The sequence below is a fragment of the Nocardia sp. NPDC088792 genome (assembly GCF_044750615.1).
GTDB lineage: Bacteria > Actinomycetota > Actinomycetes > Mycobacteriales > Mycobacteriaceae > Nocardia.
In genome coordinates this window covers 234,160-259,336 of record NZ_JBIVKC010000010.1, presented here as the reverse complement: position 1 = coordinate 259,336, position 25,177 = coordinate 234,160, and the positions used below count along the sequence as shown (strand labels likewise).

Below are 25,177 nucleotides of genomic sequence, written 5' to 3'. Positions count from 1 at the left end.
GTCGGGCATGACGTGATCCTAGAAGGCCTGTCCGACACACTCGCTCATCAACCAAACCGCATGCCACCAGTCCAGTTCGACACGCTCAATTCGGCAATACCGCGCACTCGCCGGGCGTGCCCGCCGCCGCTCCGGAACGCCCGGGCCGCGGCATGACCGGATGGTTGCGATGATGTCTTCATCTTGGACCGCGGTCCATGTCGACAATTGCCGTGCGAGTAAACCCCGCGACGGTTACCACTTGGGCTATGTGCTTGGCCTCGTCTGGGTCGTGATGCCAGACCGCTAATCGCTCGCAGCCGCAAACCATCAGGACCGTGTCGATTACGAGCCACTCATCGAAGCTGGCAATTATCGCGAATTCCCACTTGTATACCCCATTGCTATACAGGATCTGATCCGCTACCGTGACAGGTCTCATCGAATTTCAATCACACAGGGCCTCTCACCATCCACAATTGCTGATAAGCAGTTCGATGACTAGTGCAGTGTGGTTCCGCACGGCCGCAAGTTGCTCATCGGTGAGAATGGAGATCCGATGGTTACCCCACCCTTCACTGACGACCGATGATGGCGGATTTGAAATGAAGGTCACAGATGCCATGCATCCATCTGGGCGTTTCCCTGCCGCGACAGGAAGATCGATGTCGGGATGTTGACGCGTGTACTCCGCCGTGGGCGGGTCGGTTGCTTCCAGCTGGATCGTCGGCACCGAAACGACCGCCAATGGATCCGGTTTCGGTGCGGGACCGATGAAATACGCATCGGCACCGGGCGGGTTGTCGTTGTCCAGCACGTCGGCAATACCTGTTCGTCCGAACCCGGATATGGTTGCCGCTTTGGCTATGCGTGCGGCCTCGTCCGGGCGGTTATGGCCGATCTCTAATCGATCACAGCCGCAGGCTACAAGGGCCACGGCGATTATGAGCCACCCCCACTGACCCCAGGAGCTCACGCGGATTCTCACTTATATGCTCCACTACCGTACAAGATCTGATATGCGATGCCAACAGATTCCAGCGCTCTGACACCGTAAGCCGTTTCGTTATCCTTGAATTCGCTTTTTCCCTCGGCCACGTTCTGGGAGCGATTTAGCAATCCGCTTGCGTTGTAGCCGGATGCCAGGAACTGGTCTAGTGGTGTAGCGCGTACCGTTGGTCCGGCTTGGGGTGCCGCGCCTTCCTCGATCTTCTTCAGGTTGAAAGCCGCTGCCTTCAATGCCAGCCTGTCATTGCCGGGCAAGTGATCCCAGTCGTCATCCGGATCGAGGAAGTGCGACCCATACATCTGTGTGGTCTCGTCGAATGTATCTTTTTTTTGATTTGTCAGGCCGACAGAATTGCCAATGCCTGAAATCAATCCACGCATACCAGAGGTGTGATTACGAAATTCATCGTAAGCAAGTCCTGCCGTGTCGCCCTCGGCAGGCGAAAGAGGATGATAGTTCGAAGGATCCCGCAGGGCGTCCTGGAGTCGGGTATCGTTGCCCTCCCACTTGTCATAGCCTGTGCGGACCGGCGCGCCCTCCATTAGTGCGATGCCCAGCACCAAATCCGGATCGACATGCGCCTCGTTTCCATATTGGACCGCCCACTTGGCCCAATTCGCCATCTGCTCACCATATATTGACTTCACCTTGTCGGGATTGACACCAGTCGTGTCGTTCCACTGGCCGGTGCCGTCCCATGTGGTGTCCTGGTGTAGTGGCGGGGGAATCGGTACCCGGGGATCAGGGACGGGCTTGTCGGGAAGGCCTATAGGGCTGACGCGCGGCACCAACCCCAAGGGCACGTTGTGCAGCTGTGGCACAAGCCCGCCGAAGAGTTTTCTAGTCACGATCTTCCTTTCAGGACCGCCGCGCAGCGGCGTGTAGCAGTTGTGTCCGGGCTGGGTCGCATATGTCCGAACTCGGTTGGGGCGTCGAAGCGTGATTGACGGACTACCTTCCCGGCGCTGGTCCACGCGGCCCGCACACCTCTTCCCGATCGCTGGCCGCTCCAGCGCGGACGCGCCGGGCGCTGGCCCGGCACGCGAAATGCGCAGTCCAGCAGTATGAACCGCTGATGGCTCAGTCTAGGGGGTCGGCGTGCGACGGCAAGCCGATCGACCAACAGCCTTGATCATCTCGGGCATCAGATGTGTACCGATACCTCTACTGCACAAGCCCTTTCTTGGTGGTGCGCAAGTCCTGGATCTTGGGCACGGGGCGATCGCACTGTATTCGGCAGATCCGGACGTTCTCCGAGCGTCGAATGACCGCTTGATCAGGGCCGGTCGAACGCTGAGATCAACAGCACACGGGTGTGGGATTTGCCGGAATCCACCGCAGCAGTGTGTTTCTCGTTGCTCGTGGTGGATCTCAGGTGTTTTCGAGCGGCACTTCGCCTTGAACCCGAGTCGGCGTTCGGCACGGCCTTGTGCCACTCGGCTATCGGCGAAAGCGAACGTTCGGCCGCCAGGCCGTCGGGTCGCCGCGTTGATAGAGTCCCGGGAACAGGGAGGGTGGGTGGGGTTCGCTGTACGGCAGGGTGATTCGGCGGTCGCTGCGGCTAGGCGTCGTGCGCGGGCGTGGATGCTCATACTGCTGGGACTTGTGTTGATGATCGGTTTGATTCTGGCCCCGCTCGCATTCGTGCTGTACGAACTCATGGGCCTGGTAGTTGCCCACATGTCGTACTGACGAACATGTCGGCAGCCGCCATCGGCACGGGTGCGTGTTCGGCTGATCCTGGAACCGCACGGACAGTTGACTGGCCGATCCCGCGCCGGCCGGTTCGGCCAGTTGCTCTCGGGGACTTGGATATCGGCGGGAGGCCGATAAACGCTGGCCACGCCAGGGTCTTTCGGAGAGATTCATCTCGGCAATGCTTTTCGGCGTGCGGGCTCGATATGCAACAGCCCCGGTGATGTTGCGAAGCCGTGGCGGGTATAGGCGTTGACTGCGTCCTTGGAGGACTGGACGGTGACGCGTTCGAGTCCGAGTTGATGGGCGAGGTCGACAATGGCATCGATGAGCCGGCCGCCGAGTCCGGTGTTTCGGCGGTCCGGTTGCACGTACATGCTCTGCAGATCACCCATGGCTCGGTCTCGTGTGAGCACACCGGGTACTCGTGGGGTGATAGCCAGCCAGGCCATCGCGATGAGTGCATCGCCGTCGGCCGCTACCAGGCAGTGGTGGGTGGGCTTGTGTGCCCGCGCCCAGGACTGGAAGCTCTCGATGAATTCCTCGACAGGCCCCGGAGGAGTCCCCTGGTTTTCGAGGAACCAGCGCCAGCGCAGTTGCGCGACAGCGACGAGCTCGCCCTCTTCGACCGGACGGATCACGGTTGTACTCATTCGCGAATCGTCCCATGGGTCAACATCTCTGCGCTGACCGCTTGGGTCCGCGGCGGAAGCGGTTATTCGGCGCAGCAGGAGGTCTCGTCGCTGCTGTGGCTGTTTGTTCTGTGCGGAATGGACTGCGGCGGCCGGATCATTGTGGCTGCGTCGACCCGTTCGAACCCGAACCTCTCGTAGAGTCTGTGCGCGTCGCGGGTGAACAAGATCCAGCCGAACTCGCTGCCGGGATCGCGACTGATCATGTGGTCGACGATCCGGTGCCCGAGGCCCTGGCCGCGGTGCGCCGGGACGACGAAGAGGTCTGCGAGCAGGGCGTAGTTCGTGCCATCGGACATCGCTCTGGCGAAGCCGACCAGCGTGCCGGTGAGGCAATCGTGCGCGGTGACCACACGCCAGGCGGCGGCGAATTCGTCTTCGACCTGGCCGCGGGTGCGTAACCCACCCCAATACGCCCCGGTCGACAAGTGCGCCCACACAACTTCGATATCGAGCAGCGAGCGGTTGGTATCGAGCCGATAGGGCATACCGCGGATGCTATCGGGGACTTGCGAGAGCTGGCTCATTTCCGGCGTGGCGGACGGCGGGGCGTGAAATGATTTCTACGACAATGTATCCCGGTAGCTGCGTCGATCCGTCCGACGGTCGGGTTGGTGCGATGCCGCCTCGAAAGGATGGTCTCGTGGCATCAGGTGTCAGTGTGCGCGATGACGTTGTCACCGAGTTCAACGACTTCAAGGCGAAGCGCCCTCCGTTCAACTACCGCTACTTCATCTACAAGATCGAGAACGACTCGCTGATCATGATCGAGTCCACCGCACCGATCGAGACGGACTACGAAGACTTCTACCAGACCCTCTCTGCGATCGAGGACGACTGCCGATACGCATTGATCGACCTGGAAGTCGTCACGAGCGACGGTCGGCCGGCCTCGAAGCTCGTGTTCATCAGTTGGTCGCCGGACACGGCCAAGATGAAAAGCAAGATGCTCTACGCCTCCAGCGCGGAGGCGATCAAACGGGTTCTGGTCGGCGTGGGCATTCATCTCAACGCCACGGACGCCAGTGAGCTGGAAGAGGACTACGTCATGGACAGCATCAAGAAATACCTCTGACCGGGAGTCCCTCGGGCTACCGTGCCCTGCCGGTGACCGGAAGGCTCCCGGGCCGTTGATCTTTGAGGCCGCGCGTCGGCCGGTTGGTCAACGCGGCATGCGGCTACTCAAGACTGGTTTCCATCCTGCACCGGATAGTGGATCACGACCACACCGCCGGTGGCGTAGTTGACGACATCGGCGGTCGCCCGCTGGCCGTACTCCGACTCCTGTGCCGCGACCATGGCGGCGGCGTCAGCGAAGTCGGCTTCGAAGACCGCGAAATACGGCGTTTCTCCCCTCTTCGCCGCCACGTCGAAGCTGTAGCGCCACGCAAGCAGGCCGGGCCACTTCATGACCAGTGGAAGGTGTTTGGTCACGTAGTAGTCGCGGAAGTGGTCGGGGTCGGCGGGCTTGGGGTACAGGACCACCAGCTTATGCATGACTGCCTCCCGCATCGTGTGTGCGTGCGGTGTCCGGTGCCGCGGTCGGTTGAATTGTCATATGCGCAGGTTAGGGCTTGATGTGCGGTCGAGGGAAAGACCGGGACGGGATAGACTCAGAACGGATCGTTATCAATCGGCAGGGAGGATACGTGGCGCCGGATACGGTGAGTCTGCGGTACTTTCTGGTGCTGGCGCAGGAGTTGAACTTCACCCGCGCGGCCGCACGGATCGGTATCGCGCAGCCCGCACTCAGCGCCCGGATGCGCCGATTGGAGGCGGAACTCGGTACGAGCCTGCTGGTTCGTAACACGCGTAGCGTCGTATTGACCACGGCCGGTGCGGCTTTGGCAGAATCCGCGCCGCCCGCGCTGGCGGCGCTGGACCGGGCATGGGACACCGCCCGGAACGCGGGCGCCGGTGAACTGGGCACGCTGCGCATCGGATACAGCCTCAGCGTGGGGGCCGAGACGGCACCGGCCCTGGTGGACAGGCTCATTCGCAGCAGCCCGGGACTCGAGGTCGGCGCGGTCCCGATGGCGACGCCGGAGATTTCCGCTGCGGTCGCCGACGGCCGCATCGATGCGGGGATCACCCGCGGTGAACAGCCGGGTCGTGACGTGCGCCGGTTCCTGCTGCGGCGCGTGCGCATCGGAGTCCAACTGGCACAGCATCATCCGCTGGCCGAACATCCGGAGATCGAAATCGCCGATGCGGCCGCGTACCCACTGCGACTGCCCGACCGCACGGCCAACCCCGTGATCCACGATCAGCTCTCCGCATTGTTCCGCGACACCCGGCCAACCCCACGATTCCACACGCCCGCAGTCTCTTTCGACCTGTCTCAGCACGACCTACGCGACGGGTTCACCCTCGCCCCGGCCGGTGAAACCGCGGTCACGACAGCACCGGCCGGTATCACGTGGCGACCGCTGCAGGGCGCACCCACCTTCACGATCCACCTGGTCCTCCCGCGCGTGCAATCCCCACTACACCACCGCATCCGTACCGTCGCGAAAACCCTGGCACACGAGCTGCACTGGCTACCGGACTGACGCGCAGCAGGTCACGCGAGACGGACGTCGGCGGTGGCGAGGCCGACCCGTCAGGGACAGGGCGCGATCTTCGTCGCCGGTTCGGGTACCTATCACGATCGGGGGATGTACCCTTCTGCCTTCAGGGGGATTCGCGGGAATCGGCCCCCGCCGGGGAGGGAAGTCCGAATGATGGGCAATGTCGTATCATCCTGTGGTGCAACGTGTTCAATGGTGAAGCGCGGTCAGTTGCGCTCGGTTCTGATCGCAGTGTCGGCCGTGTTGTGCTTTACCGGCACTCCCATGGCGGTCGGTAGCGCGGTTCCGCTGCCGACTCCGCAGGACGATCCGTTCTACACCCCGCCATCGGGCTGGGACTCGGACGCGCCGGGCACCATCCTGAACTCGCGACCTGTCGAGGTGGCCTCGATGGGGCTACCGGCGCAGGACGCCGATGCCTGGCAGTTGCTGTATCGAACGACCGATACCGCCGGCCAACCCATGGCGACCGTGACGACGGTGTTGCGCCCACGAACCGGGCAGGTCAAAGGATTGATCACCTATCAGGTTGCCGAAGATGCTTCGGCCCCGCAGTGCGCTCCCTCGTTCGTGCTCCGGCAAGGCGCGCCCGCCAAATACGACTCCTCTCTGGATCTCATTCAGATCGACCAGATGTTGTCGTCCGGTCATGCGGTTTCCGTACCCGACTGGGAGGGGCCGAAAGGGTCGGTGTTCGCCCCGAAACAGCCGGGTTACGCCGCGCTCGACGGAGTGCGCGCAGCCGAGGGTTTCGCGCCGATCGGCCTGTCCGGCACCGATACTCCGGTTGCCGCGATGGGCTACTCCGGTGGGGCGATCGCCACCCGTTGGGCCGCGCAAGTTCAACCGACCTACGCTCCCGAACTACGACTGGCCGGTGTTTCCATGGGAGGTTGGACAGCACCCATCGGCCCCTACCTGCAATCGCTCGATTCCGGTCCGTTCTCCGGTTTCCTGCCGTCGCTGCTGCCGGGCATGATGCGCGCCGATCCACGTATGGCTGCGGCTTTCAACAAGTATCTGACGCCTGCCGGGCAAGCTCTGATGGCCGCGGGGGACAGCCAATGCATGACGCCGAACGTGGCTCAGCATGCGTTCCTGCACATGGACGACTACCTGACGATCCCCTTCTCGCAACTGTTCGAGCAGGTGCAGACGTCCTTCGCCGACTTGGACTTCGGCCCCGTGGCACCGACCGCGCCGCTGTTCCTCTACAACGCCGTGAACGATGAGATCGTCCACATCGCGCCGACCGATCAGGCGGTGGCGCAGTGGTGTGCATCGGGGGCGCAGATCACCTATACGCGAGATCAATTGAGCGAGCACGTCAGTCTCGCGATCAGTGGGACTCCTGCGACCATGCGTTGGATCGATGAGCGACTGGCGGGGCAGGCCGCGCCGGCCGGTTGCTCGACGCGCACGGTGCCATCCATGTCGCTCGCTGGTGCCTAGCGCGCCATCGGGACGGGAACAGTCCGGGGTGTGCGGGCGCCGATGATCGGACGCCGGCGACGCGGGATTATTCCGATGGCTGTCAGGGCCAGCGTGCCTGCCAGGCACAGCCAGGCGAAGATGTCGCCGGTGAGCCGGTAGAGCGTGGTGGTGCCGTGTGTCGGCACGTCCACGATCCATGGGCCGTGGTCGACGGTGGTGTCTTGGGTCGAGATGGGTTGTCCGTGATAGTCGTAGGCGGCCGACCAGCCGTTGAAGTCCTGGCGGAGCAGGGAGTAGCCGTTCTCGATCGCGCGCAGGCTCGACATCTGGGTGTGCAACCGGCCGAACTGTGGCCAATCGCCTCCCGGTATCAGCATGATGTCGGCGTCGGTGTGCATCATGGCGGGAAAGTCTGCGTCGTAACAGATCACGTTCGCGATCCGACCGTATGGCGTATTCACCACGGGGACTTGGCCGTTGCCGGGGGTGTAGGTTTCCAAGCCTGGAATCGGGTGGGATTTCTGGTAGGTCCACAGCTGGGTTCCGTCCGGGGCGATGAGGTGCGTCTCGTCGCGGCCGTAGGGTGGGTTCGGCAGGTACACGTTGGTGGCGACGTCCAGATACACCTGCTCCTGCCGGGCGACGTTTTGCGCGGCGGCCAGGAATGCCGGTTCCTCGGACGCTGAGATTCTGGCCGCGTTTTCCGACCACACGATGATCTTCGCTCCGCTTCGCGCGGCGCGGCGGGTGTCGTCGAACAGGCCGTCGATAACCGCGGCCGATTCGACCGGCACCGTGGCCGGGTCGAACCGGGGTACGGCCATGGGATCGAACCGGGGACGGCCAAGCGCTCTCATCTGTGCATCCAAGGCGGCCCTGCTCGGGTTGATACCGGCGATGCGTACCGTCTGGGTAGTGGGTGTGGGGAAGAACGCCAATCGTGCGCTGCCACTGACGATCACGGCACCGAGCACGGCCGCGTAGGCGATGGGCACGCGCGCGGTGCGCCAGGACAATGGATGCTCCCATAGGTAGTTCATCACGGTGGCGAGGGAGCCGATGAGGAACCCGATGACGTACGGGCCTGCCAGTGAGATCGACTGCGACAGAGCGGGATTGGCATACTGGGTGTCGGCGAGCAGGCCGTAGGCCGTGCCGAACGGACCGAAAACACCCAGCAGAAACTCGCACGCGGCCAGCGCCATCGGGAACAACAGCAGGCTTGCGGCCGTGCCCAGTCGCGGCGCGAGCAGGCGGTCGGCCAGGTAGGGCAGGGCGAGCACGGTACCGAAGGCCAGACCGCCCAGCGTAGTCATGCCCGTCAGCGGGACGGCCACGTGCCACAGAAAGAACATCGAGGCTCCGACGCAGGCCAGCCAGACCAGACCGATTCCAACGGCCGGTCGGCTGGTTCGGGAGAAGCGCAACAGCAGAATCGAGAAAAGCCATGCGGCCAAAGGGATATCCCATCGGCCGTTGACCGCGAACAACGACAGGACTGCACCGGCGCCGAGCCACAGATAGCGCCACCGATCCGGGGGTCGCCCGACCTTCGGTGAAGTAGTGGACGGCGCGTTGGCGTCAGTGTCTACGGGGGCGGATCGCGGATTGCTTGTGCCCGTGGCCATTCGAGATCTCCTGAGTCAAACACTTGGAGTATCCAAGTATTGGCAGTCTCTCATGTCGACACTTGGAGTTGTCAAGCATTTGAGCATCCAACTATTGTGGTGCAGTGGCAGAGCATGCGAACGCGGAAGAATCTCTGGTCTACGACGTGCTGGACCTGGTTTTCGCCGTGGCTGAACAGACCGAGGCTCTGCTCACCGACACCGTCGGCGACCTGGGGTTGACCGCTGTCATGGCCAACACCCTGTGGAAGATCGAGCCACCCGCGACCCCGTCGATGCGGCAACTTGCCGCCAGCCTGGGCTGCGACCCGTCCACCGTGACCTTCATCGCCGACCGCCTCCAGGACAAGGGCCTGATCACACGAGAGATCGACCCGGCAAATCGGAGAGCCAAGATCGTGACCCTGACCGAGCGCGGCCTCGAAGTACGCCGGCAACTCGGAACGGCAATGCTCACCCGCTCGCCCGTGGCCCATCTCAGCCCGCCGGAGCAACGCCAACTCAGCCGACTACTGACGAAGGTCGCGCGAGCGAAACCTGCAGGCATCAAAGCCATTGCGGATACGGACTGACAACCGAGTCGCAAGGGACGGGCGGTCTCGAGCAATGCGGGACATGGTGGAAGGCGCGTTCGAGTGGCACCTCAGCATGAGATTCTGTCCGATTTTTGGACGGTCAGGTGCCACTGGGTCACCGGTGCATCCAGATCGGCTCGGCTCAGTGCACGGCGCACCCCACGACGGCGTTGTGTGGCTGTGGCCGTTACCATGTCGGCGCCGACACGTCTCGGACCTGATGAGGTGGCGGCGGTTGTTGGTGGATGATTGTCGGAGGGGTTGGGGTAATGAGGGTTACTGCAGGGATTTTCGGGCTGCTGATTGCTGTTGCCGGGGCTGTGATGATGTGCCTCGGCTATATGGCTCAACATGATCTGCGCGACGCTTCCGCGCGATCGGCGTTAGACAATGGGTTGACCTGCCAGGCGAATCGGGACAACCCCTCGATGCAGGAATGCACATGGGGGCGATCGGTTGGGCAGTACAGCACTGCCGGCGAGGACACCATGCCGGTGCGAGACCGTAACGGCGAGCTCATCAGCGATCGCGTATTGATCGGTGCCGCACTCTTCGTCGGTGGTTTGGTCTTGACGGGCGGGGCACTCGCCGCTGGCGGCAGGTCGAACTCCGGGAACTCGGCAGTGTCACCGGCCCCGCAGGTGTACCAATCGCCGGCCCAGTGGCCCGGAGCTTCATGAGTCGGTAAGCCTGTATACGAACGAATCCCATTGGCCCGGAGTGAAAACCAATGCCGGGCCGGTGGGATTCTTCGAATCACGGACCCCGACAGCCGCTTCCCCGAGCCAGGCCACCTCCACACAATCCGTCTGGCCGCCGCTATAGCTGCTTTTGAACCACACTGCCGCTGATAGATCGGCATTCATGACTGATAACTCCTTGCCACCTGCCGGAGCAGGTCTCGCGTGCGGGCCTCGTCCAGTGCCGTACGGCGGATAGCCGAGGCAATGTCAATGTAACGCTGCACGTCGTCGGCATGCTCGAGGTAGAGGTCCGGTTTGCCGTTGCCTTCGCAGTACACGAGAGGAGGTTCTATGCGGTGGCCGCGCAGATCATTGCCGAAATCCAGGATCACGAACGGGCCGTGCAGGATTCCCCAGGCATAACCGCCGGCGAAGGGCTGGATGCGCACGGAGACGTTGGGCAGCGTGCTGATCTCGGCAAGGTGACGCAGCTGCGCAGCCATAATTCGCGAGCCGCCGACGACTCGGTGGAGAGTCGATTCGTGCAGCAGCAGTTCCAGCTTCACCGGCTGCACCTTGCGGGTGATGATCGTCTGCCGCTTGAGGCGCAACTCGACGCGACGGTCGATGTCCTCGGCACCGCTGTCCCTATAGAACGCACTGATCAGCGTTTTGGCGTAGTCCGCCGTCTGCACCAACCCCAGCACCATCTCGTGATAGGCGATCAGCCGCTGCGCGGAGGCCGCCAACCCGACGTACATATTGAACGTGGCATCGCTGTAGAGCCCGCTGAACGCTGTATACCAGGATGGCGTTCGTGCCTGCTCGGCCAACTCGACGGCGCGGGCCGTGTCCGGCTCGGTCACCTCGTACAACTCGCACAGGGCCCGAATATCCCTGATGCGAAGCTTTTTCACCCCGCCTGTCTCGATGCGATGCAGCGCGGTCTTACTCAGCTCCACTAGATTTGCCGCGCGATCCATCGAGAATCCACGGCCTTCGCGTGCTTCCCGTAGAAAACGCCCGAGCTGTCGCCGCGACAGTGTGGAGGGTTCATCGTCGTCGGCCATGTCTGCATCCTCGGCATTTTCGGAACGGAAAACACGCCATCGCGGAACAGACGGTACGCCGGGCGCGGACCCAGCTGTGGCGATTCGGACCAATCCTGTTCGGAACGTCCGATTTCGCTGGGACCTGCGGAGTTCGGTGGTGTGCTGAGGGCAGAGCAGCGGCAGAGAGGAGATCGTGATGTTCAATGAGAGCCCGTGGTCGGTCCAGTCCATCATCGAGCGAATCGAGACCGAGTGGAGAAGAGGTGGGAACGTTCGCCACGGGCGGCGACGGCCGGCGCGCCACCGGAGACGCCCGCGCAGAGCGTGGCGGTACGCCATGTGGCTGCTCGCGCTGTCGGTCTTCGATGACGGCACAGCACGATTGGGGGCCCGTCATGCATTGCGATGACCTCGGGTTGATCGAGCTGCAGGTGATTCAGGATGTGCTCGAGACTGTGGAGGCGCGGATTCGGGAGATGGAGGGATTTGGGTGGCGGTTGACGGTGCCTCGGTCGCGGGTTTATGCGACGGTGTTATTTGCCGTGGTGGTGAGCGCGCGGGAGGCACATCGCATTCCGGCCACGCTGGACAGGGCCGCGATTCTGGATGAAATCCTTGACGGCGCTGAACCATTCGACGCGTGTCGGATGGGGCGACCAATCGAGCAGGTCATTCGCGGCTATGCCGCCCCGATGAACTGAACAGGCAGCCTGCCTGATCTCCTTTCACACCGGTGCCTACCGCTGCCACCCCGGCATCGAGCCCCTGATCGAATTGATTAGCGTGACAGGATGTTCGGAACTGCGGGGCTGTTGCGGAAGAGTCCGTTTTCCCATGTTGATGGGAGAGTTGGGTTCGGGCGTGGGTGGCTGAGGGTGGCGGCTGGTGGGGCGGTGGTTGCGAGCGTTGCGATCGTTGTTGGTGGGGGGATTGTTCGGGTTACGGGGTCGGGGTTGGGGTGTCCGGATTGGCCTACGTGTGCGGGTGGGGCATTGGCGCCGACGGGGGCGATGGGGGTGCATGCGGTTGTCGAGTTCGTCAATCGGATGCTGACGGATGTTGTTTGTGTGGTTGTCGGGGTGTTGATCGTGGTGGCGCGGCTGCAGCGGGAGCCGCAGCCGCGGGTCGTTCGGTGGGCGTGGGTGCAGTTCTGGGTGATTGTGCTCAATGCTGTGGTGGGTGGGATGACTGTGCTGGCGCGGTTGAATCCGTATCTGGTTGCGGCGCATTTCCTCGCTGCCGCATTGCTTTTGGCTGCGGCGACGGTGACTTGGGATCTTGTTCAGCGAGGGGGGTCTGCCGGTAGCGGGCCCGGGTCGGCGAGCCGGCCGGGGGAGCGGCGGTTGGCGGGGATGCTGTTGGCGGGGACGACAGGGGTGATGGTTGTGGGGACGGTGGTTTCCGGGACCGGGCCCCATGCGGGTGATTCGGGGGCGGTGCCGCGGATGGCGTTCGATTGGACCGTGGTGACCTGGATCCATGGCGTCTTCGCCGGTGCGGTTGCTGTGGTGGCCGTGATGATCTTGCGGGTGAGTTCGGCCGGTAGCCCATTACGTCTGCGTATTACCTGGATGCTGGTGATTCTGGGCGTCCAGGCGGTTATCGGGATCGTTCAGTCGGTCAGTGGGTTGCCGAATGTGGTTGTCGTGGTGCACATGTTGGGGGCGGCGCTGGTGTTCATCGGGTCGATTCGCGTCTTCCTCGAAACGTTGCCGCGCAATAGATGAAGAGGGCGGCCATTACGGCTACGCCTGCCCACATGGCTTGTTGCCAGCCTTCGACGAAAGACTGTTGGGCGGCGTGGATCAGGGGTTGGGCTTGGGGGCCTGCATGATTCGCGGCGTTGAGGGCGTTGGCGATGCCTTCTCGGGCGGCACCGGCGGGGGCTTGGGGGATGTTTGTGAGGCGGCCGTCTATGGCGGTGCGGTAGCCGGAGGAGAGGAGGGCGCCCAGGAGGGCTACGCCCAGGGCGGTGCCGAATTCTCGGGTTACGTCGTTGAGGGCTGAGGCTACGCCCTGGCGGGATTGGGGGAGGGTGCTGGTGATGGCTTCGGTGGAGGGGGTCATGGAGAGGCCCATGCCGAAGCCCATGGCGAGCATGCCGGGGAGGATGGCGAGGTAGCCGCCGGAGACGGAGACCAGGAGGGCCATTACCGCCAGGCCGGCGCCGGCCAGGAGGATGCCGATGGACATGGTGGCTCGGGGGCCGATGCGGGCGGATATCTGGGAGGCCAGGCCGGAGGCGATCATCATCAGGATGGCCATGGGCATCAAGGCGAGGGTGGAGAGCAGGCCGGACCAGCCCAGGACGGCTTGGAAGAAGGGGAAGAGGACTACGAAGATGCCTGCCTGAACGCCGAAAACCGCTAGTAGCGTGAGGGATCCGCCGGCCAGGGAGCGTTCGCCGAAGAGACGGACATCGAGCAGAGCCGCGTCGCGGCGGCGCAGTTCCCAGGCCACGAAGGCGATGGTGGCGAGGACGCCGGCGGTCAGACCGGCCAAAGTTGTGGGGGCGGTCCAGCCTCGGACGGGACCTTCCTGGAGGACGAAGATGAGGCCGATCACTGCGACGATGGATGTCAGTGCGCCCACGAGATCGAATGGGTGAGCGGACTTTTCGCGGGAGTCGGGGACCGAGCGCAGGACCATGGTCAGGGCAATGAGGACCAGGGCGACGGGGAGCACGAACAACCAGCGCCAGCTCGCCAGGTCGACCAAGGCGGCGGACAGGAACATGCCGAGGATGCCGCCACCGCCGGCGACGCCGGTCCACACGCCGATCGCTCGGCCGCGTTCGTCCGGCGGGAAGGTCGAGGTGATGACGGCGAGGGTGATGGGCATGATCATTGCCGCGCCCACGCCCGAGAGCACGCGGGCGATGAGCATGATCTCCGACGAGTGCGCGAGACCCGCTGCCGCACTGGCTATTCCGAAGACGATCAGGCCGGTGACCAGCATGGGTTTGCGGCCGAGGCGGTCGCCGAGCGCGCCGAGCGGCAGCAGCAAGGCGGCCAGGGTGAGGGTGTAGATGTTGATGATCCACAGGACCGTGCTCTGCGAAGCATCGAAGGCGACCGCGAGGTCGGGCTGGGCGACATTGAGCCCGGAGACCGAGGCGATGACGGCCATCAATGCGATGCAGACGGCGATGAGGATCGTGCGTCGCCGACCGGCGTCGGGGATGTCGAGGTCGTCGGTCGGGTGACCGCTCACCGGGGCGGTTCGGGGCGTATTCATGGATTCCTCTCGGACAGGACAAGGTGAATCCGACGCTAACCGCGCCTTGCCTCAGAGGCATATAGTCTTGCTGATGGAGCAAGAAGATGGCGATCTGGACGGCCTGGTACGCAAACGCATCCGCGCCCTGCGCGTGGCTCAGGGCCTGTCATTGGAGGAGCTGGCCACTCGTGCCCGCCTCAGCCAGTCCACGCTCAGCCGCATCGAGAACGGTCAGCGTCGCCTGGCCCTGGACCAGCTCGTCACGCTGGCCCGCGCCCTGGACACCTCACTGGACCAACTGGTCGAGACCGCCACCGACGACGTGATCACCAACCCCGCGATCGACGGCGCCCACGGCCTGATGCGCTGGCCGATCAAGACCGGCCCGGGCATGACCGTCGTGCGTCAGCGCATGACCGACCCGCCGCCCGACAACCCGGCCCGCATGCGCGCCCACCCGGGCCACGAATGGTTCGTCGTCCTCTCCGGCACCGCGATCCTGCTGCTGGGCAACCGTCGCTTCCGCGTCGAAACCAATCAGGCCGCAGAGTTCCCGACCATGCTCCCGCACGCCATCGGCGCCGCCGGCCGCCCGTGTGAGATCCTGGGCATCTTCGACCGGGACGCCCACCGCGGCCACCAGTCCGGCGACGATCCCGCCCCCGCGCGGTGACATGCGCGGCTAATGCTGCGGGCGAGCACTTTCGAGGAAATCCAGCACGAGCGGACCCGTAACCGTTTGGAACTCTTCGAAATACGCGTGCCGTGCGCCCTCGACGATATGCAGGCGGGCGTCCGGAATGCGCTCCACCAGCAGCGGCGCATTCGCGGTGGGGTTGAGGATGTCGTCGCTGCCGTGCACCACCAGGGTGGGTGCGCTGATCTCGGGCAGCAGATCCCAGCCGTTGTGGTGTCTGCTGGCGGCCAGGTGCCCGCGCCGGGCATGGATCGGCATGTCGGGGTCGCCCAGGGTGTTGTACGGGCCGGGGTGGGTCGCGAGCCAGCCCGGGGTGTACATCAATTCGAGCAAGGCCTGCCGCGCCGCTCCCGGTTCCGGCCGCACGAGCGTCTTACGCACCTCATTGTCGGATTCGATGCTGTGCGGCCCGCCGGGTGAGGTGCAGCCCAGCACCAGGGCGCGGACCCGGTCCGCATGGCGTGCGCCGAGCCACTGAGCGACCCGCCCGCCCATGGACGTGCCGTAGACATCCGCGCGCTCGACACCGAGATCGTCGAGCACCGCGATGACGTCCCGCGCGAATCCCGCTGTGCTGTACGGCCCGTCGGGCTTGTCACTCTCGCCCAACCCGCGATAGTCGAACGTGATCGTGGAACGTGCGGCATGGAAATCGTCGCGGACGTGATCCCACCAGTGATGGTTGTTCGCTTGACCGGCGAGCAGGACCAGCGGGAAACCCTCGCCGCGCGGCTGATAGGCGATCCGGACGCCGTCCTCGGCCTTCGCGTACCGCTGCTTGGTCTCCGCGTACTGCACCCTCACCCATCCCTTCGCCACCGTTTCCCTGGCGACGTTACTTCAGGCCGGAACGGACGAAGGCATTGACTATGTGGCGCTGCAGGAGCAGGTAGAGCAGGAGGACGGGCAGGCAGGCCAGCCCGGCCACGGCCATGAGGGGACCCCATTGTTCGCCCTCGGTGCCCATGAAACTGCGCAGACCCAGTTGGAGAACGCTGTTGGAGTGCCGGAGCACCACCGCGGGCCAGAAGTATTCGTTCCAGGCATTGATGAACAGCAGGATGCCCAGCGCGGCCAGGGCGGGCCGCAGGTTTGGGACCACCACCGTCCACAGGATCGACCACGAGGAGCGGCCGTCGATCCGCGCCGCGGCCACCAGCTCCTTCGGGAAGGCGGCCATGTGCTGGCGCAGCAGCATGATGCCCAGCGCCGAACAGAGGGTGGGCAGCACGACGCCGATCAATGTGTCCAGCAGCCCCATCCGAGTGAGCAGAATGTAGTTGGGCAGCATGGTCACCTGGAAAGGAACCAGCCAGGTGCCCACGAAGGCCAGATACAGCAAGCGCTGCAGCGGGAAGGCGTACATGGCGAACGCGTACGCCGCGAGCAGTGCGATCAACAGCTGCCCCACGGCCGAGAGCGCCGCCACCACAAAGGTATTCGCGATCAACCCGGTGATATCCACCTGCCGTGCCGCATCGGAGAAGTTCGCCACCGACAGCGGCCACGGCACCGGCGACAGCGAGGTGACGTCCTCCGGCCGGCGCAAGGCGGTGGCGAACAGCCAGTAGATGGGGAACACGCACACCACGGCGGTGACCGCCAGCAGCGCGTGGCTGCCGGCGGTCCGCAGTCGTTCGGTGAACCCGGCAACGGTGGAAGTTGTGTCAGTCATCGTGGAAGGCAACCTTTTCCGAGATCCAGACCAGCACCGCGGCCACCGCGCCGAACCCGATGAACAGCAATACTCCCGCGGCGGCGCTCAATCCGGCGTCGAAGGTGTGGAAGGCGTAGTCCCACAGCAGGTAGTAGATATTCGTGGTGGCCTGGGCCGGGCCGCCCTGGGTCAGGGTGTCGATGAGCGGGAATGTCAGGGTGGGGCTGAGCAATACGGTGGTCAGCACCAGGAACAACAGGGTCGGGGAGAGCATGGGCAGGGTGATCCAGCGCCGGATCTGCCCGGGGCTGGCGCCGTCGACCCGCGCGGCCTCGTCGTAATCGCCGCTGATGCCGGCCAATCCGGCCCACACCACCAGCACCGCGAAGCCGAGCAGCTGCCAGCCGGTGATGCCGATGATCACCCAGTGCGCGGTCTGCGCGTCGTACACCCAGTTGCGTTGGGAGCCGAACGTGCTGTCGACGAATCCGGTGCGCGGATGCAGCAGCCAGCGCCACACGGCCGCCGCGGCGACCGGCGCGACCAGGAACGGCGTGAAGATCAGTGCGTGATAGACGGTCCGGGCGCGGCCGCGCACCTGCCGGCTCGCCAGCGCGATGAGCACCGGCAGCACGATGGTGAAGGGCAGCAGACCCGCGATCAGCACGCCGGTACGCCCCAGCGAGGACCAGAACGCCGGAAGATGCACCAGCCGTTCATAATTCGCCGTACCCACCGACCGCATCGGTGAGGTCGGCAGCAGATTCCAGGAGTAGGTGGACAATTGGAACGCCTGCGCCAGCGGCTGATACGTCCACACGACGAGCAGCACCAGCGCGGGCGACAGGTACAGATAGGGCGCGGCGATCCGCAGCACCCGGCCGCGCGGCACACCGCCCGGCGATACCCGGCCGAGAGAACCCCGGCCCGACGAGGCGGAACGCGGCTGCGCCGCCGGTGCCGAAGCGATCACCGGCGGCGCGTCCTGTGGAGCGACTGTGACGAACACCGGCTACCCGGCCTCCGCCGCGAGGGCCGAAAGACGTTCCTGCACTTCGGTATCGGCCTTGTCGTAGAGCGCGGTGGTGGGTGTCGTCTCCACCGCGGTGGCGATGATCGCCGAGTCGAGCACATCGAGGCGGGTGAACCCCGACCCCACCACGCCGAGCTGATGTCCCACCGGCGCCATGGCATCGATGCGATACGCCAGCGCCGGCCCGACCCACACCGGAACCCCGGCCAGTACCGAGGCCGCGGTCATATGGTTGTGGCCGCACAGGATCATCCGCACATCCGTGCCGCTGATCACCTCGGCCAGCAGGTCGGCGTCCTGCAGCTTGAGGAACTCCGCGGCGGGAATGGCCGAGGGCAGCGGCGGATGGTGCAGCACCAGCAGCGTGCCCCGCGGTGCGGGATCCCGCAATTGCGTGCGCAGCCAGGTCAGCTGCTCATGCTCGAGCCGCCCGTCGTGCCGGCGCGGTGTGGTGCTGTCGAGCCCGATGACCCGCAGCCCGCACACGTCCATGACCTGATCGTGCGGTTGCGCGATATCCACGGTCCCCGGGTCGTGACCGAGCAGTTCGACGCCGAAGGCGATGCGCTCGTCGTGATTTCCCATCACGTAGAGCACCTGGGCGTCGAGCTCGGCGGCGGCCGGTTCGACCGCGGCGCGCAGTCGCCGATATGCCTCGGGGGAGCCGTCGTCGGTGAGATCGCCCGACAGGACCAGCGCGTCGATCCGCCGCCCGCCGGTGCAGAGCTTTTCGAGTACCTGCAGCAGTGCCGCGTGGGTATCCACGGTGTCCAGGACGTTTTCACCGGCCGCGCGCAGGTGCGTATCGGTGATCTGGACCAGAGTGAGTTCGTTCATGATGCCGGCAGGAGTCGGGCGCCCTGATCACGGGCGGCGGTGAGGGTGGACTGCGGATCCTTGCCCTGGAACACGATCGATTCGACCGCGTCCATCATGTTGTCCCGGATCTGCAGATAGTTGTTGCCGGGCATGGAGACCCAGGGTTCCATGGTGGCGAGCTGCGCGACGTTCGGTGTCAGCAGCGGGTTCTTGGTGGCCCAGTCGGCCAGCTCGTTGGGCGCGGTCAGCAGGTCCGTGCGCAGCGGCAGGTAGCCGATGTTCTGCGCGATCTTGGTGTAGCTGTCCGCACTGGTGAGGAACTTGATCAGTTCCCAGGAGGCGCGCTGCTTGGCCGGATCGCTGGTCAGGATATGCAGTCCCGCACCGGAATTGGTGGGCACCGCGGGCTTGTCGCCGTAACGCGGCATGGCCGCGGAACGCAGGTCCCACTTGTCCTTGGCGCCGGCCACGAAAGTGCCCTGGATGGCGCTGGTTTCGAGGATCATGCCGATCTCGCCGCGCGCGAAGGACTCATAGCCCTGCTTCTGGTCGAGCTTGGGCATGCTGCCCGAGTTCACCAGATCCTGCGCCATCTTGGTCACCTCGACGGCGGGAGCGTCGGAGTAGGTGAGCGTCTTGCGATCCTCGGAGATCACGCGACCGCCATTGGACCGCACCATCGACTGGAAGCACCAGTCCTTGGCGGTCTTGGTCAGGCAGTCGACGTACACGCCGCCCTGACCGGTCTTGGTGGTGATGGCCTTGGCGTCGTCGGCGACCTGCTGCCAGGTGGCGGGCGGGTTCGCCGGATCCAATCCGGCCTTGCTGAACAGTGAGGCGTTGTAATACAGCACCGGCGTGGAGAAGACGAACGGGACACCGTAGGTGTGGCCGTCCCAATCGTCGAGGGTGCGCGCCTTGGGCGCGAACGCGTACTTCGCGCCGTCGAAGTTCTGCTGCACCGCGGCCTTGCCGAACAGCGTGTCCAGCGGTTTGGCGTTCAGCTGGTGGATCGTGAAATCCAGGTCGCTGAAACCCAATTGGGCCACGTCCGGCGGCGCGCCCGCGACCATCTGGTTCTGAATGCTGGAGATGGTGTCGGTGGCCGGGTTGGGGCTGTTGCCCTGCGGCTTCTGCGCGGTCACCTTGATATTGGGGAACTTCTTGGAGAAATCCGTGATCAGGGCATTGAAGGTGTCGGTCCAGGGGCCGGCCAGTCCGTAGTTGTAGGACTCGAAGACGATCGAGACCTGCTGATCCGGACGTAATTCGGGGACCTGCGACGCCGAGGTGGTGGCGTCGGTGGCGGTGGTGCCGCTCAGCCCACAGCTGGTGAGAGCCAGGGCGGCGGCGAACACCAGGCCCAGGACGGGCACGGTGCGTTTCACGGGAACTCCTCGTCGAGTGGTGGTACGAAATTCGGGGACGCCGGGTGGTCAGGCGACGTCGGATACCGCCGCCGCCTCCTCCCCGGCGGTGTCGTCCTGCGGTTCCTGCCAGGTCAGCCGCAGCCCGGAGTCCGGGTCGAACAGGTGAATATCGCCGGGGTCCAGGCGCAGTCCGATGTCCTCGCCGACCTGCACCCCCGCCGGGCGGGCGGCGCGCACGCACAGCCGCACGGAGCCCGCGGTGACATGCACGAGTTCCTCGCTGCCGAGGTTCTCGACCATGGTCACCCGACCCCGCACGGCGGTGGCCGTGGCGTCGATGCGTAGACGCTCGGGCCGGATTCCGGCGAGAACGCGTGTCCCGGCACCGGATTCGGCGGTGATGGCCAGCGCGGCATCGATGCCGTCGGCCTGCACCCGCAACGAGCCGTCGCGCCAGTTGACCTCTGCCGGAAACAGATTCATCGGCGGTGAGCCCAGAAAGCCCGCGACGAAGGCGGTACGCGGCCGATCGTAGAGCTCTTCGGGCGTGCCGACCTGTTCGATCCGGCCCGCATCGAGCAGGGCGATGCGAGTGGCCATGGTCATGGCCTCCACCTGATCGTGGGTCACGTACAGGAAGGTCGCGCCCAGCCGCTGATGCAGAGCGATGAGCTCGGCGCGCGTCGCACTGCGCAGCTTGGCATCCAGATTGGACAGCGGCTCGTCCATCAGGAAGGCGCCCGGATCGCGAACCATGGCCCGCGCCAAGGCGACTCGCTGCCGCTGCCCGCCGGACAGCGCCGCCGGGCGGCGCTCCAGCAGCGCGGACAACTCCAGGGTGGCCGCCACCTCACTGACCCGCGCCGCGATGCGCGCCCGCGGCTGGCGGCGCGCCCGCAACGGGAAGCCGATGTTCTTAGCAACGGTCAGATGCGGGTACAGCGCATAGCTCTGGAACACCATGGCCAGATCCCGTCGCTGCGGGGCCTCGTCGGTGACATCCGTCCCGTCGACCAGGATGCGGCCGGACGACGGCGTCTCCAGCCCCGCGATCATGCGCAGCAGCGTGGATTTGCCGCAGCCGCTGGGGCCGAGCAATACCAGGAATTCACCGTCGGCGATGTCGAGGCTCACCTCGCGCACCGCGTGATCGGCGCCGAATCGTTTCGACACCGCATCGATCTGCAGCCGGGCCACGTCTCTCCTTCAGGCCGGCGCGTCGCCGGTGCTGATCCAGCCGCGGACACCCGCGGCGATTTCGGGTGCGTCCTTGACCCACTGGAAGTGGTCGCGGTGGCGGATCGGCGTGTGCTCGTCGATGTGCCAGCGGGCCACCCGCGCGGCGGGCATGCGCGAAACCAGGAAGTCCACATTGGATTTCGGGCCCAGCACATCTTCGGACAGCGAGATGACCAGCACCGGCAGCGTCATGGCGGCCAGCAGCGAGTTGTACTTGCGCACGGTCCCGCGCGGGCGGTAGTAGCTGGTGAGCGAGTGCATCGACCAGTCGCGCATGACGCCGCCGGGCATGGGCGCGGGAATCAGTACGCCGCCGGGCCATTGGCCCTTCGCGCGGGCGACGAGGCCGATCCACTGGATCTGGCTCAGCGCCTCCCACCAGCGACGCGGGCCGAACGCCCACCAGAACACCGTGCCGGTGCCGATGACCGTCACACCCGCGACACGGCCCGGTTCGGCCGCCGCGAACAGCAGCGCGATCTGCCCGCCCAGGCTGTGGCCGAACAGGTGAACGGGGGCGCTCGGCAAGCGCTGCTCGACCGCGCCGACGATGGCGGGCAGATCGGTCTCGATCATCTCCCGGTAGCCGAAATCGGTGTGCTCGCCGAGCGCGGGCTTCGCCTCACCGTGCGCGCGCAGATCCACGGTCGCCACCGAAAGCCCCTGCGCGTGCAGTGCTTTGGCGAGCGCGAAGTAGTTGCGCGCCTTCATGGCCATGGCCGGCAGGATGAGCACGACGGGGGCGGTGGATTCCGCGGCGGGCAGGAACCGCACGGTGAAGGTGACACCGTCGGCGGTCGCTACCTCGGTGGATTCCAGTGCGCCGAATTCCGCGCGGGAGTCGGGGGTCGCGGTGGTCACGATGCCTCGGTTTCCGGGATGGTCAGATCGCATACGTAGTCGAAGGTGAACTTGGCGACCGTGACCTCGTCGTCGTCGAGCATCAGGGCCTTGCCGGACAATTCGTAGCGTCCGGACTCGGTCGCGGCCAGAATGACGAACAGCTCGCGCAGGTCCACGCTGGCGACGGCGCGGATACGGCCCTGTGCCGGTTTGCGATACGAGGCGCTGCCGCCGCGCAGCACCAGGCGCTCGACAATGGGCAGCCGAGCCGCGGCCGCACCGACGAAGGCGGCGGCGCCGGCGATATCGGCGGCGGTGAACAGCGCACCGGCGTGCACCGTGCCCATGTGATTGCGCACCTCGTCCACCGGCGGGATCTCCACGATGGCGTGGTCGGCGGTGATCTCGGTGATGAGCGTGCCGACGTGGCGGCCGAACGGCACCATCGCCTGTGACACCGACCGCAGATACTCGTAATCCACGGCGGTGGGGTCCAATTCCGGATAAGCAGCGGCGAATCCGGCAAGCGTTCTCGGGGTCATCGTCAGGTTCCCTTCAACGTGTTCTGCGGAATGTTCCGGTGACTCTCAGCGCGGTCCGCGCAGTACCCGCCGGGCGATCGACCAGCGCAGTACCTCGGACGGACCCTCGTAGATGCGGAATGCTCTGGCCTCCACCAGGAATCGGGCCACCAGGTGGTCCTCGCAGACGCCCAGTCCGCCGTGCAGCTGCACCGCGCGGTCCAGCACCCGCCAGACCGCCTCGGAGACGAAGGTTTTGGCGATGGAGGTCTCGTGGCGGGCCTGCGGGGAGGTCGCGCCGTGCGTGTCGATGGTGGCGGCCACGCTGCGCACCAGGCTGCGGGCGGCGGCGATATCGATCTCGTTGTCGGCGACCAGGCCCTGCGCCAGACCGTGTTCGGCGATGGGGGCGCCGAAGGAGGAGCGGCCGGTGATGTGCTCGAGGGTGAGCTGGTGGCCGCGCACCGCCAGGCCCAGCCAGTTCATGCAGAACACCAGCCGCGACGGGGCCAGCCGGACCTGCGCCAGTTCCAGTCCGCGGCCCACCTCGCCGAGCACGGCGGAGTCGGGCACCTCGCAGTCGGTGAACTGCATTTCGCAGTGCCCGCCGGGTGCGCTGGTGTGGTCCAGGGTCGGCATGCGCCGGCCCACCTGCAGGCCCGGATTGTCCTGGTCGACCAGGAACATGGTGGGCCCGTCGGTGGTCATGGCCACGCAGATGGTGAAGGCCGCGCCGTTCGCGCCGGTGATGAAGTGCTTGGCGCCGTTGATGATCCAGCCGTTGTCGGTCTCCTGGGCCATGGTGCGCAGCATGCGCGGATCCGAACCGGCGCCGGGCGCGGGCTCGGTCAGCGCGATGGCCGAGCGCACCTCACCGGAGGCCAGCGGGGCCAGATAGCGTTCGCGCTGTTCGGCATCGGCGACCTCGGCCAGCAGGTGGATATTGCCGTCGTCGGGAGCCCAGGCATTGACCGCGAGCGGTCCCAGCAGGCTCGCGCCCGCCGCCTCCAGCACCTCGGCCTGGTCGCGGGTGTCGAGGCCGAGGCCGCCGTACTGTGGATCGGACAGCGGGCCGAAGACGCCGGCGTCCTTGGCCTTCTTCTGCAGGTCCAGCCGCAAGGCGTCATCGGTGACCCGGCCCCCGGCCACCACCTCGCGTTCCACCGGTATCACGTGGTCGATCACGAACTGCCTGGTCTGTTCGACCAGCTCCGCCACAGCGCTCATGGGGCCAGTCTCGGTCCGCCACCGCGCACCCGCGTCCCTCGATAGTCAATGTCGATCGGTCGAATTGACTCCCGCTACCCCCGCGCGATCGGCGCCGCGACTCGGCGAGGGTTTGTGGCATCGGTGTCGGGGTCGTTCGGCGCCGCCCACCATCGAGGGGATGCGATGACCGAGCTGACGGTCCGGGTGAGCGATCGACGTGACGTGGCCGAGGGCGTGTTCGCCCTCGAACTGTCCGCCGTCGGCGATGCGCCACTGCCGCACTGGTCACCGGGCGCCCACATCGACGTGGCCGTCGGTCCCGCCGGGGTGCGTCAGTACTCGCTGTGCGGCGATCCGGCCGATGCGCGGCGCTGGCGCATCGCGATCCTGCACGAACCGGCGGGCCGTGGCGGCTCGGATCATCTGCATCGCACCGCGCAGACCGGGACCGAATTGCGGGTCTCCCTCCCGCGCAACAACTTCGAGCTGACGCCCAGCGCCGAGTATGTCTTCCTCGCCGGCGGTATCGGCATCACGCCGATCCTGCCCATGCTGGCCGCCGCCGAACGCGCCGGGGCGCGCTGGAGCCTGCACTACGGCGCGCGGACCCGCGCGCACCTGGCGTTCACCGGTGAACTCGCCCGATATGCGCAGGTGAATCTGGTGCCGCAGAACGAGTCCGGCCTGCTGCCGCTGGCCGAGATCCTGGACGCGACCGCCGCCACCGTGTACTGCTGCGGTCCCGAACCGCTGCTGAACGCGGTGGAGCTCGAGGGCGCGCGCCGCGGATTGGCCGTGCACACCGAACGTTTCGTGCCGCGCCGCATCGACAATGCCGTCGATCGCGGCTTCGACCTCCGGCTCGCCCGCACCGGGCGCACGCTGCGGGTGACGGCCGGACGGTCGATCGTCGACGTCCTCGAAGGCGCGGGCGTCGCGATCGTCACCTCCTGCCGGGAGGGCACCTGCGGCAGCTGCGAAACCACGTTCCTGGAAGGCGAAGTGGAGCACCGCGATTCGGTGCTCACCGCCGCCGAACGCGCCACCGGCAACACCCTGATGCCCTGCGTCTCGCGGGCCACTTCGGAGCTTCTCGTGCTCGATATCTGACACCGGATCAATAGGGGCCGGTACCGCGGATTTCGCGGTACCGGCCCCAATGTTGTTTGCACCGAAAAACTATTCGGACGTATCGATTTCACATTCCTCGAACGCGCGGATCGAAATCGGCTATCGACCGATTCGAAGCGGCA

At 65.5% G+C, this 25,177-nt stretch carries 27 protein-coding genes; 9 read left to right on the top strand and 18 right to left on the bottom strand.

Annotated elements, in window-relative coordinates:
- Positions 1-445: 445 nt before the first annotated feature.
- Together ACIP5Y_RS47810 and ACIP5Y_RS47805 are read right to left on the bottom strand one after the other, a co-directional pair.
- Positions 446-916 carry a hypothetical protein gene (locus ACIP5Y_RS47810; RefSeq protein WP_400360489.1) on the bottom strand — a complete coding sequence of 157 codons (471 nt, stop codon included), beginning with the start codon at positions 914-916 and terminating at the stop codon, positions 446-448.
- 47 nt (positions 917-963) lie between these two features.
- Positions 964-1,836 carry a hypothetical protein gene (locus ACIP5Y_RS47805; protein WP_400360488.1) on the bottom strand — a complete coding sequence of 291 codons (873 nt, stop codon included), beginning with the start codon at positions 1,834-1,836 and terminating at the stop codon, positions 964-966.
- Between the two features lie 670 nt (positions 1,837-2,506).
- Here ACIP5Y_RS47805 and ACIP5Y_RS47800 point away from each other — a divergent pair.
- Positions 2,507-2,680, top strand: a complete 174-nt coding sequence (locus ACIP5Y_RS47800) for a hypothetical protein (RefSeq protein WP_400360487.1) — start codon at positions 2,507-2,509, stop codon at positions 2,678-2,680.
- Positions 2,681-2,853: 173 nt separating this feature from the next.
- Here ACIP5Y_RS47800 and ACIP5Y_RS47795 read toward each other — a convergent pair whose 3' ends face one another.
- The gene (locus ACIP5Y_RS47795) at positions 2,854-3,336 is read right to left on the bottom strand and encodes a GNAT family N-acetyltransferase (protein ID WP_400360486.1); all 483 of its coding nucleotides are present in this window, start codon (positions 3,334-3,336) and stop codon (positions 2,854-2,856) included.
- 62 nt (positions 3,337-3,398) lie between these two features.
- Complete coding sequence (locus ACIP5Y_RS47790) at positions 3,399-3,863, bottom strand: GNAT family N-acetyltransferase (protein ID WP_400360485.1); 465 nt, start codon at positions 3,861-3,863, stop codon at positions 3,399-3,401.
- A gap of 155 nt (positions 3,864-4,018) precedes the next feature.
- On the opposite strand from ACIP5Y_RS47790, the gene ACIP5Y_RS47785 reads away from it, so the two are divergent.
- Complete coding sequence (locus ACIP5Y_RS47785; protein ID WP_400360484.1) at positions 4,019-4,450, top strand: actin-binding ADF family protein; 432 nt, start codon at positions 4,019-4,021, stop codon at positions 4,448-4,450.
- 107 nt (positions 4,451-4,557) lie between these two features.
- Here the strand turns inward: ACIP5Y_RS47785 and ACIP5Y_RS47780 are convergent, their stop codons facing one another.
- Complete coding sequence (locus tag ACIP5Y_RS47780; protein WP_400360483.1) at positions 4,558-4,872, bottom strand: EthD family reductase; 315 nt, start codon at positions 4,870-4,872, stop codon at positions 4,558-4,560.
- A gap of 152 nt (positions 4,873-5,024) precedes the next feature.
- Here ACIP5Y_RS47780 and ACIP5Y_RS47775 point away from each other — a divergent pair, with 152 nt between their 5' ends.
- Both ACIP5Y_RS47775 and ACIP5Y_RS47770 read left to right on the top strand, forming a co-directional pair.
- Complete coding sequence (locus ACIP5Y_RS47775; protein ID WP_400360482.1) at positions 5,025-5,927, top strand: LysR family transcriptional regulator; 903 nt, start codon at positions 5,025-5,027, stop codon at positions 5,925-5,927.
- Positions 5,928-6,095: 168 nt separating this feature from the next.
- Positions 6,096-7,397: a lipase family protein gene (locus ACIP5Y_RS47770; RefSeq protein ID WP_400360481.1), complete on the top strand. Its 1,302-nt coding sequence runs from the start codon at positions 6,096-6,098 to the stop codon at positions 7,395-7,397.
- On the opposite strand, the gene ACIP5Y_RS47765 is transcribed toward ACIP5Y_RS47770, so the two are convergent.
- The gene (locus ACIP5Y_RS47765) at positions 7,394-9,007 is read right to left on the bottom strand and encodes a nitrilase-related carbon-nitrogen hydrolase (RefSeq protein WP_400360480.1); all 1,614 of its coding nucleotides are present in this window, start codon (positions 9,005-9,007) and stop codon (positions 7,394-7,396) included. The two genes, ACIP5Y_RS47770 and ACIP5Y_RS47765, sit on opposite strands and share 4 nt — an antisense overlap.
- A gap of 104 nt (positions 9,008-9,111) precedes the next feature.
- Here ACIP5Y_RS47765 and ACIP5Y_RS47760 point away from each other — a divergent pair, with 104 nt between their 5' ends.
- Positions 9,112-9,579 carry a MarR family winged helix-turn-helix transcriptional regulator gene (locus ACIP5Y_RS47760; protein ID WP_400360479.1) on the top strand — a complete coding sequence of 156 codons (468 nt, stop codon included), beginning with the start codon at positions 9,112-9,114 and terminating at the stop codon, positions 9,577-9,579.
- Positions 9,580-10,256: 677 nt separating this feature from the next.
- On the opposite strand, the gene ACIP5Y_RS47755 is transcribed toward ACIP5Y_RS47760, so the two are convergent.
- A complete protein-coding gene (locus ACIP5Y_RS47755) occupies positions 10,257-10,448 on the bottom strand; it encodes a DUF397 domain-containing protein (RefSeq protein WP_400360478.1) in 192 nt (63 codons plus the stop codon).
- On the bottom strand, positions 10,445-11,335 hold the full coding sequence (locus tag ACIP5Y_RS47750; RefSeq protein WP_400360477.1) for a helix-turn-helix domain-containing protein: 891 nt from the start codon (positions 11,333-11,335) through the stop codon (positions 10,445-10,447). The genes ACIP5Y_RS47755 and ACIP5Y_RS47750 overlap by 4 nt, the downstream gene beginning before the upstream one ends.
- 398 nt (positions 11,336-11,733) lie before the next feature.
- Here ACIP5Y_RS47750 and ACIP5Y_RS47745 point away from each other — a divergent pair, with 398 nt between their 5' ends.
- Positions 11,734-12,018 (top strand): hypothetical protein, encoded by a 285-nt coding sequence (locus ACIP5Y_RS47745; protein WP_400360476.1) that lies wholly within the window; start codon positions 11,734-11,736, stop codon positions 12,016-12,018.
- A 90-nt stretch (positions 12,019-12,108) separates the two neighbouring features.
- The gene (locus ACIP5Y_RS47740) at positions 12,109-13,044 is read left to right on the top strand and encodes a heme A synthase (protein WP_400360475.1); all 936 of its coding nucleotides are present in this window, start codon (positions 12,109-12,111) and stop codon (positions 13,042-13,044) included.
- Here ACIP5Y_RS47740 and ACIP5Y_RS47735 read toward each other — a convergent pair.
- Entirely contained in the window at positions 12,995-14,554 is a 1,560-nt protein-coding gene (locus ACIP5Y_RS47735; protein ID WP_400360474.1) for a DHA2 family efflux MFS transporter permease subunit, read from the bottom strand. The genes ACIP5Y_RS47740 and ACIP5Y_RS47735 overlap by 50 nt on opposite strands.
- Positions 14,555-14,627: 73 nt before the next feature.
- On the opposite strand from ACIP5Y_RS47735, the gene ACIP5Y_RS47730 reads away from it, so the two are divergent.
- On the top strand, positions 14,628-15,209 hold the full coding sequence (locus tag ACIP5Y_RS47730; protein WP_400360473.1) for a helix-turn-helix domain-containing protein: 582 nt from the start codon (positions 14,628-14,630) through the stop codon (positions 15,207-15,209).
- Positions 15,210-15,218: 9 nt separating this feature from the next.
- Here the strand turns inward: ACIP5Y_RS47730 and ACIP5Y_RS47725 are convergent, their stop codons facing one another.
- Genes ACIP5Y_RS47725 through ACIP5Y_RS47685 form a run of 9 tightly spaced genes read right to left on the bottom strand, consistent with a single transcriptional unit; the run spans position 15,219 to position 23,942 of the window.
- Positions 15,219-16,031, bottom strand: coding sequence for an alpha/beta fold hydrolase (locus tag ACIP5Y_RS47725; RefSeq protein WP_400360472.1), 813 nt, complete (start codon positions 16,029-16,031; stop codon positions 15,219-15,221).
- A 37-nt stretch (positions 16,032-16,068) separates the two neighbouring features.
- Complete coding sequence (locus ACIP5Y_RS47720; RefSeq protein ID WP_400360471.1) at positions 16,069-16,908, bottom strand: carbohydrate ABC transporter permease; 840 nt, start codon at positions 16,906-16,908, stop codon at positions 16,069-16,071.
- Positions 16,901-17,863 carry a carbohydrate ABC transporter permease gene (locus ACIP5Y_RS47715; protein ID WP_400360470.1) on the bottom strand — a complete coding sequence of 321 codons (963 nt, stop codon included), beginning with the start codon at positions 17,861-17,863 and terminating at the stop codon, positions 16,901-16,903. Before ACIP5Y_RS47715 ends, ACIP5Y_RS47720 begins: the two co-directional genes overlap by 8 nt.
- Positions 17,864-17,902: 39 nt before the next feature.
- Complete coding sequence (locus tag ACIP5Y_RS47710) at positions 17,903-18,760, bottom strand: metallophosphoesterase (protein WP_400360469.1); 858 nt, start codon at positions 18,758-18,760, stop codon at positions 17,903-17,905.
- Positions 18,757-20,130 carry an ABC transporter substrate-binding protein gene (locus ACIP5Y_RS47705; protein WP_400360468.1) on the bottom strand — a complete coding sequence of 458 codons (1,374 nt, stop codon included), beginning with the start codon at positions 20,128-20,130 and terminating at the stop codon, positions 18,757-18,759. Before ACIP5Y_RS47705 ends, ACIP5Y_RS47710 begins: the two co-directional genes overlap by 4 nt.
- A 48-nt stretch (positions 20,131-20,178) precedes the next feature.
- Positions 20,179-21,309: an ABC transporter ATP-binding protein gene (locus ACIP5Y_RS47700; protein WP_400360467.1), complete on the bottom strand. Its 1,131-nt coding sequence runs from the start codon at positions 21,307-21,309 to the stop codon at positions 20,179-20,181.
- 9 nt (positions 21,310-21,318) lie between these two features.
- Complete coding sequence (locus tag ACIP5Y_RS47695; protein ID WP_400360466.1) at positions 21,319-22,212, bottom strand: alpha/beta fold hydrolase; 894 nt, start codon at positions 22,210-22,212, stop codon at positions 21,319-21,321.
- Positions 22,209-22,736: a YiiD C-terminal domain-containing protein gene (locus tag ACIP5Y_RS47690; protein WP_400360465.1), complete on the bottom strand. Its 528-nt coding sequence runs from the start codon at positions 22,734-22,736 to the stop codon at positions 22,209-22,211. Before ACIP5Y_RS47690 ends, ACIP5Y_RS47695 begins: the two co-directional genes overlap by 4 nt.
- Before the next feature lie 45 nt (positions 22,737-22,781).
- The gene (locus tag ACIP5Y_RS47685) at positions 22,782-23,942 is read right to left on the bottom strand and encodes an acyl-CoA dehydrogenase family protein (RefSeq protein ID WP_400360464.1); all 1,161 of its coding nucleotides are present in this window, start codon (positions 23,940-23,942) and stop codon (positions 22,782-22,784) included.
- Positions 23,943-24,107: 165 nt separating this feature from the next.
- On the opposite strand from ACIP5Y_RS47685, the gene ACIP5Y_RS47680 reads away from it, so the two are divergent.
- Entirely contained in the window at positions 24,108-25,034 is a 927-nt protein-coding gene (locus tag ACIP5Y_RS47680; RefSeq protein WP_400360463.1) for a PDR/VanB family oxidoreductase, read from the top strand.
- Positions 25,035-25,177 lie beyond the last annotated feature (143 nt).

What these genes read in the sequence shown, in the direction of transcription:
- ACIP5Y_RS47755 (WP_400360478.1), bottom strand. Translation starts at nt 10,448, where the DNA reads ATGAATGCCGATCTATCAGCGGCAGTGTGGTTCAAAAGCAGCTATAGC.
- ACIP5Y_RS47735 (WP_400360474.1), bottom strand. Translation starts at nt 14,554, where the DNA reads ATGAATACGCCCCGAACCGCCCCGGTGAGCGGTCACCCGACCGACGAC.
- ACIP5Y_RS47685 (WP_400360464.1), bottom strand. Translation starts at nt 23,942, where the DNA reads ATGAGCGCTGTGGCGGAGCTGGTCGAACAGACCAGGCAGTTCGTGATC.
- ACIP5Y_RS47765 (WP_400360480.1), bottom strand. Translation starts at nt 9,007, where the DNA reads ATGGCCACGGGCACAAGCAATCCGCGATCCGCCCCCGTAGACACTGAC.
- ACIP5Y_RS47690 (WP_400360465.1), bottom strand. Translation starts at nt 22,736, where the DNA reads ATGACCCCGAGAACGCTTGCCGGATTCGCCGCTGCTTATCCGGAATTG.
- ACIP5Y_RS47770 (WP_400360481.1), top strand. Translation starts at nt 6,096, where the DNA reads ATGATGGGCAATGTCGTATCATCCTGTGGTGCAACGTGTTCAATGGTG.
- ACIP5Y_RS47750 (WP_400360477.1), bottom strand. Translation starts at nt 11,335, where the DNA reads ATGGCCGACGACGATGAACCCTCCACACTGTCGCGGCGACAGCTCGGG.
- ACIP5Y_RS47790 (WP_400360485.1), bottom strand. Translation starts at nt 3,863, where the DNA reads ATGCCCTATCGGCTCGATACCAACCGCTCGCTGCTCGATATCGAAGTT.
- ACIP5Y_RS47795 (WP_400360486.1), bottom strand. Translation starts at nt 3,336, where the DNA reads ATGAGTACAACCGTGATCCGTCCGGTCGAAGAGGGCGAGCTCGTCGCT.
- ACIP5Y_RS47780 (WP_400360483.1), bottom strand. Translation starts at nt 4,872, where the DNA reads ATGCATAAGCTGGTGGTCCTGTACCCCAAGCCCGCCGACCCCGACCAC.
- ACIP5Y_RS47720 (WP_400360471.1), bottom strand. Translation starts at nt 16,908, where the DNA reads ATGACTGACACAACTTCCACCGTTGCCGGGTTCACCGAACGACTGCGG.
- ACIP5Y_RS47740 (WP_400360475.1), top strand. Translation starts at nt 12,109, where the DNA reads ATGTTCGGAACTGCGGGGCTGTTGCGGAAGAGTCCGTTTTCCCATGTT.
- ACIP5Y_RS47710 (WP_400360469.1), bottom strand. Translation starts at nt 18,760, where the DNA reads ATGAACGAACTCACTCTGGTCCAGATCACCGATACGCACCTGCGCGCG.
- ACIP5Y_RS47730 (WP_400360473.1), top strand. Translation starts at nt 14,628, where the DNA reads ATGGAGCAAGAAGATGGCGATCTGGACGGCCTGGTACGCAAACGCATC.
- ACIP5Y_RS47680 (WP_400360463.1), top strand. Translation starts at nt 24,108, where the DNA reads ATGACCGAGCTGACGGTCCGGGTGAGCGATCGACGTGACGTGGCCGAG.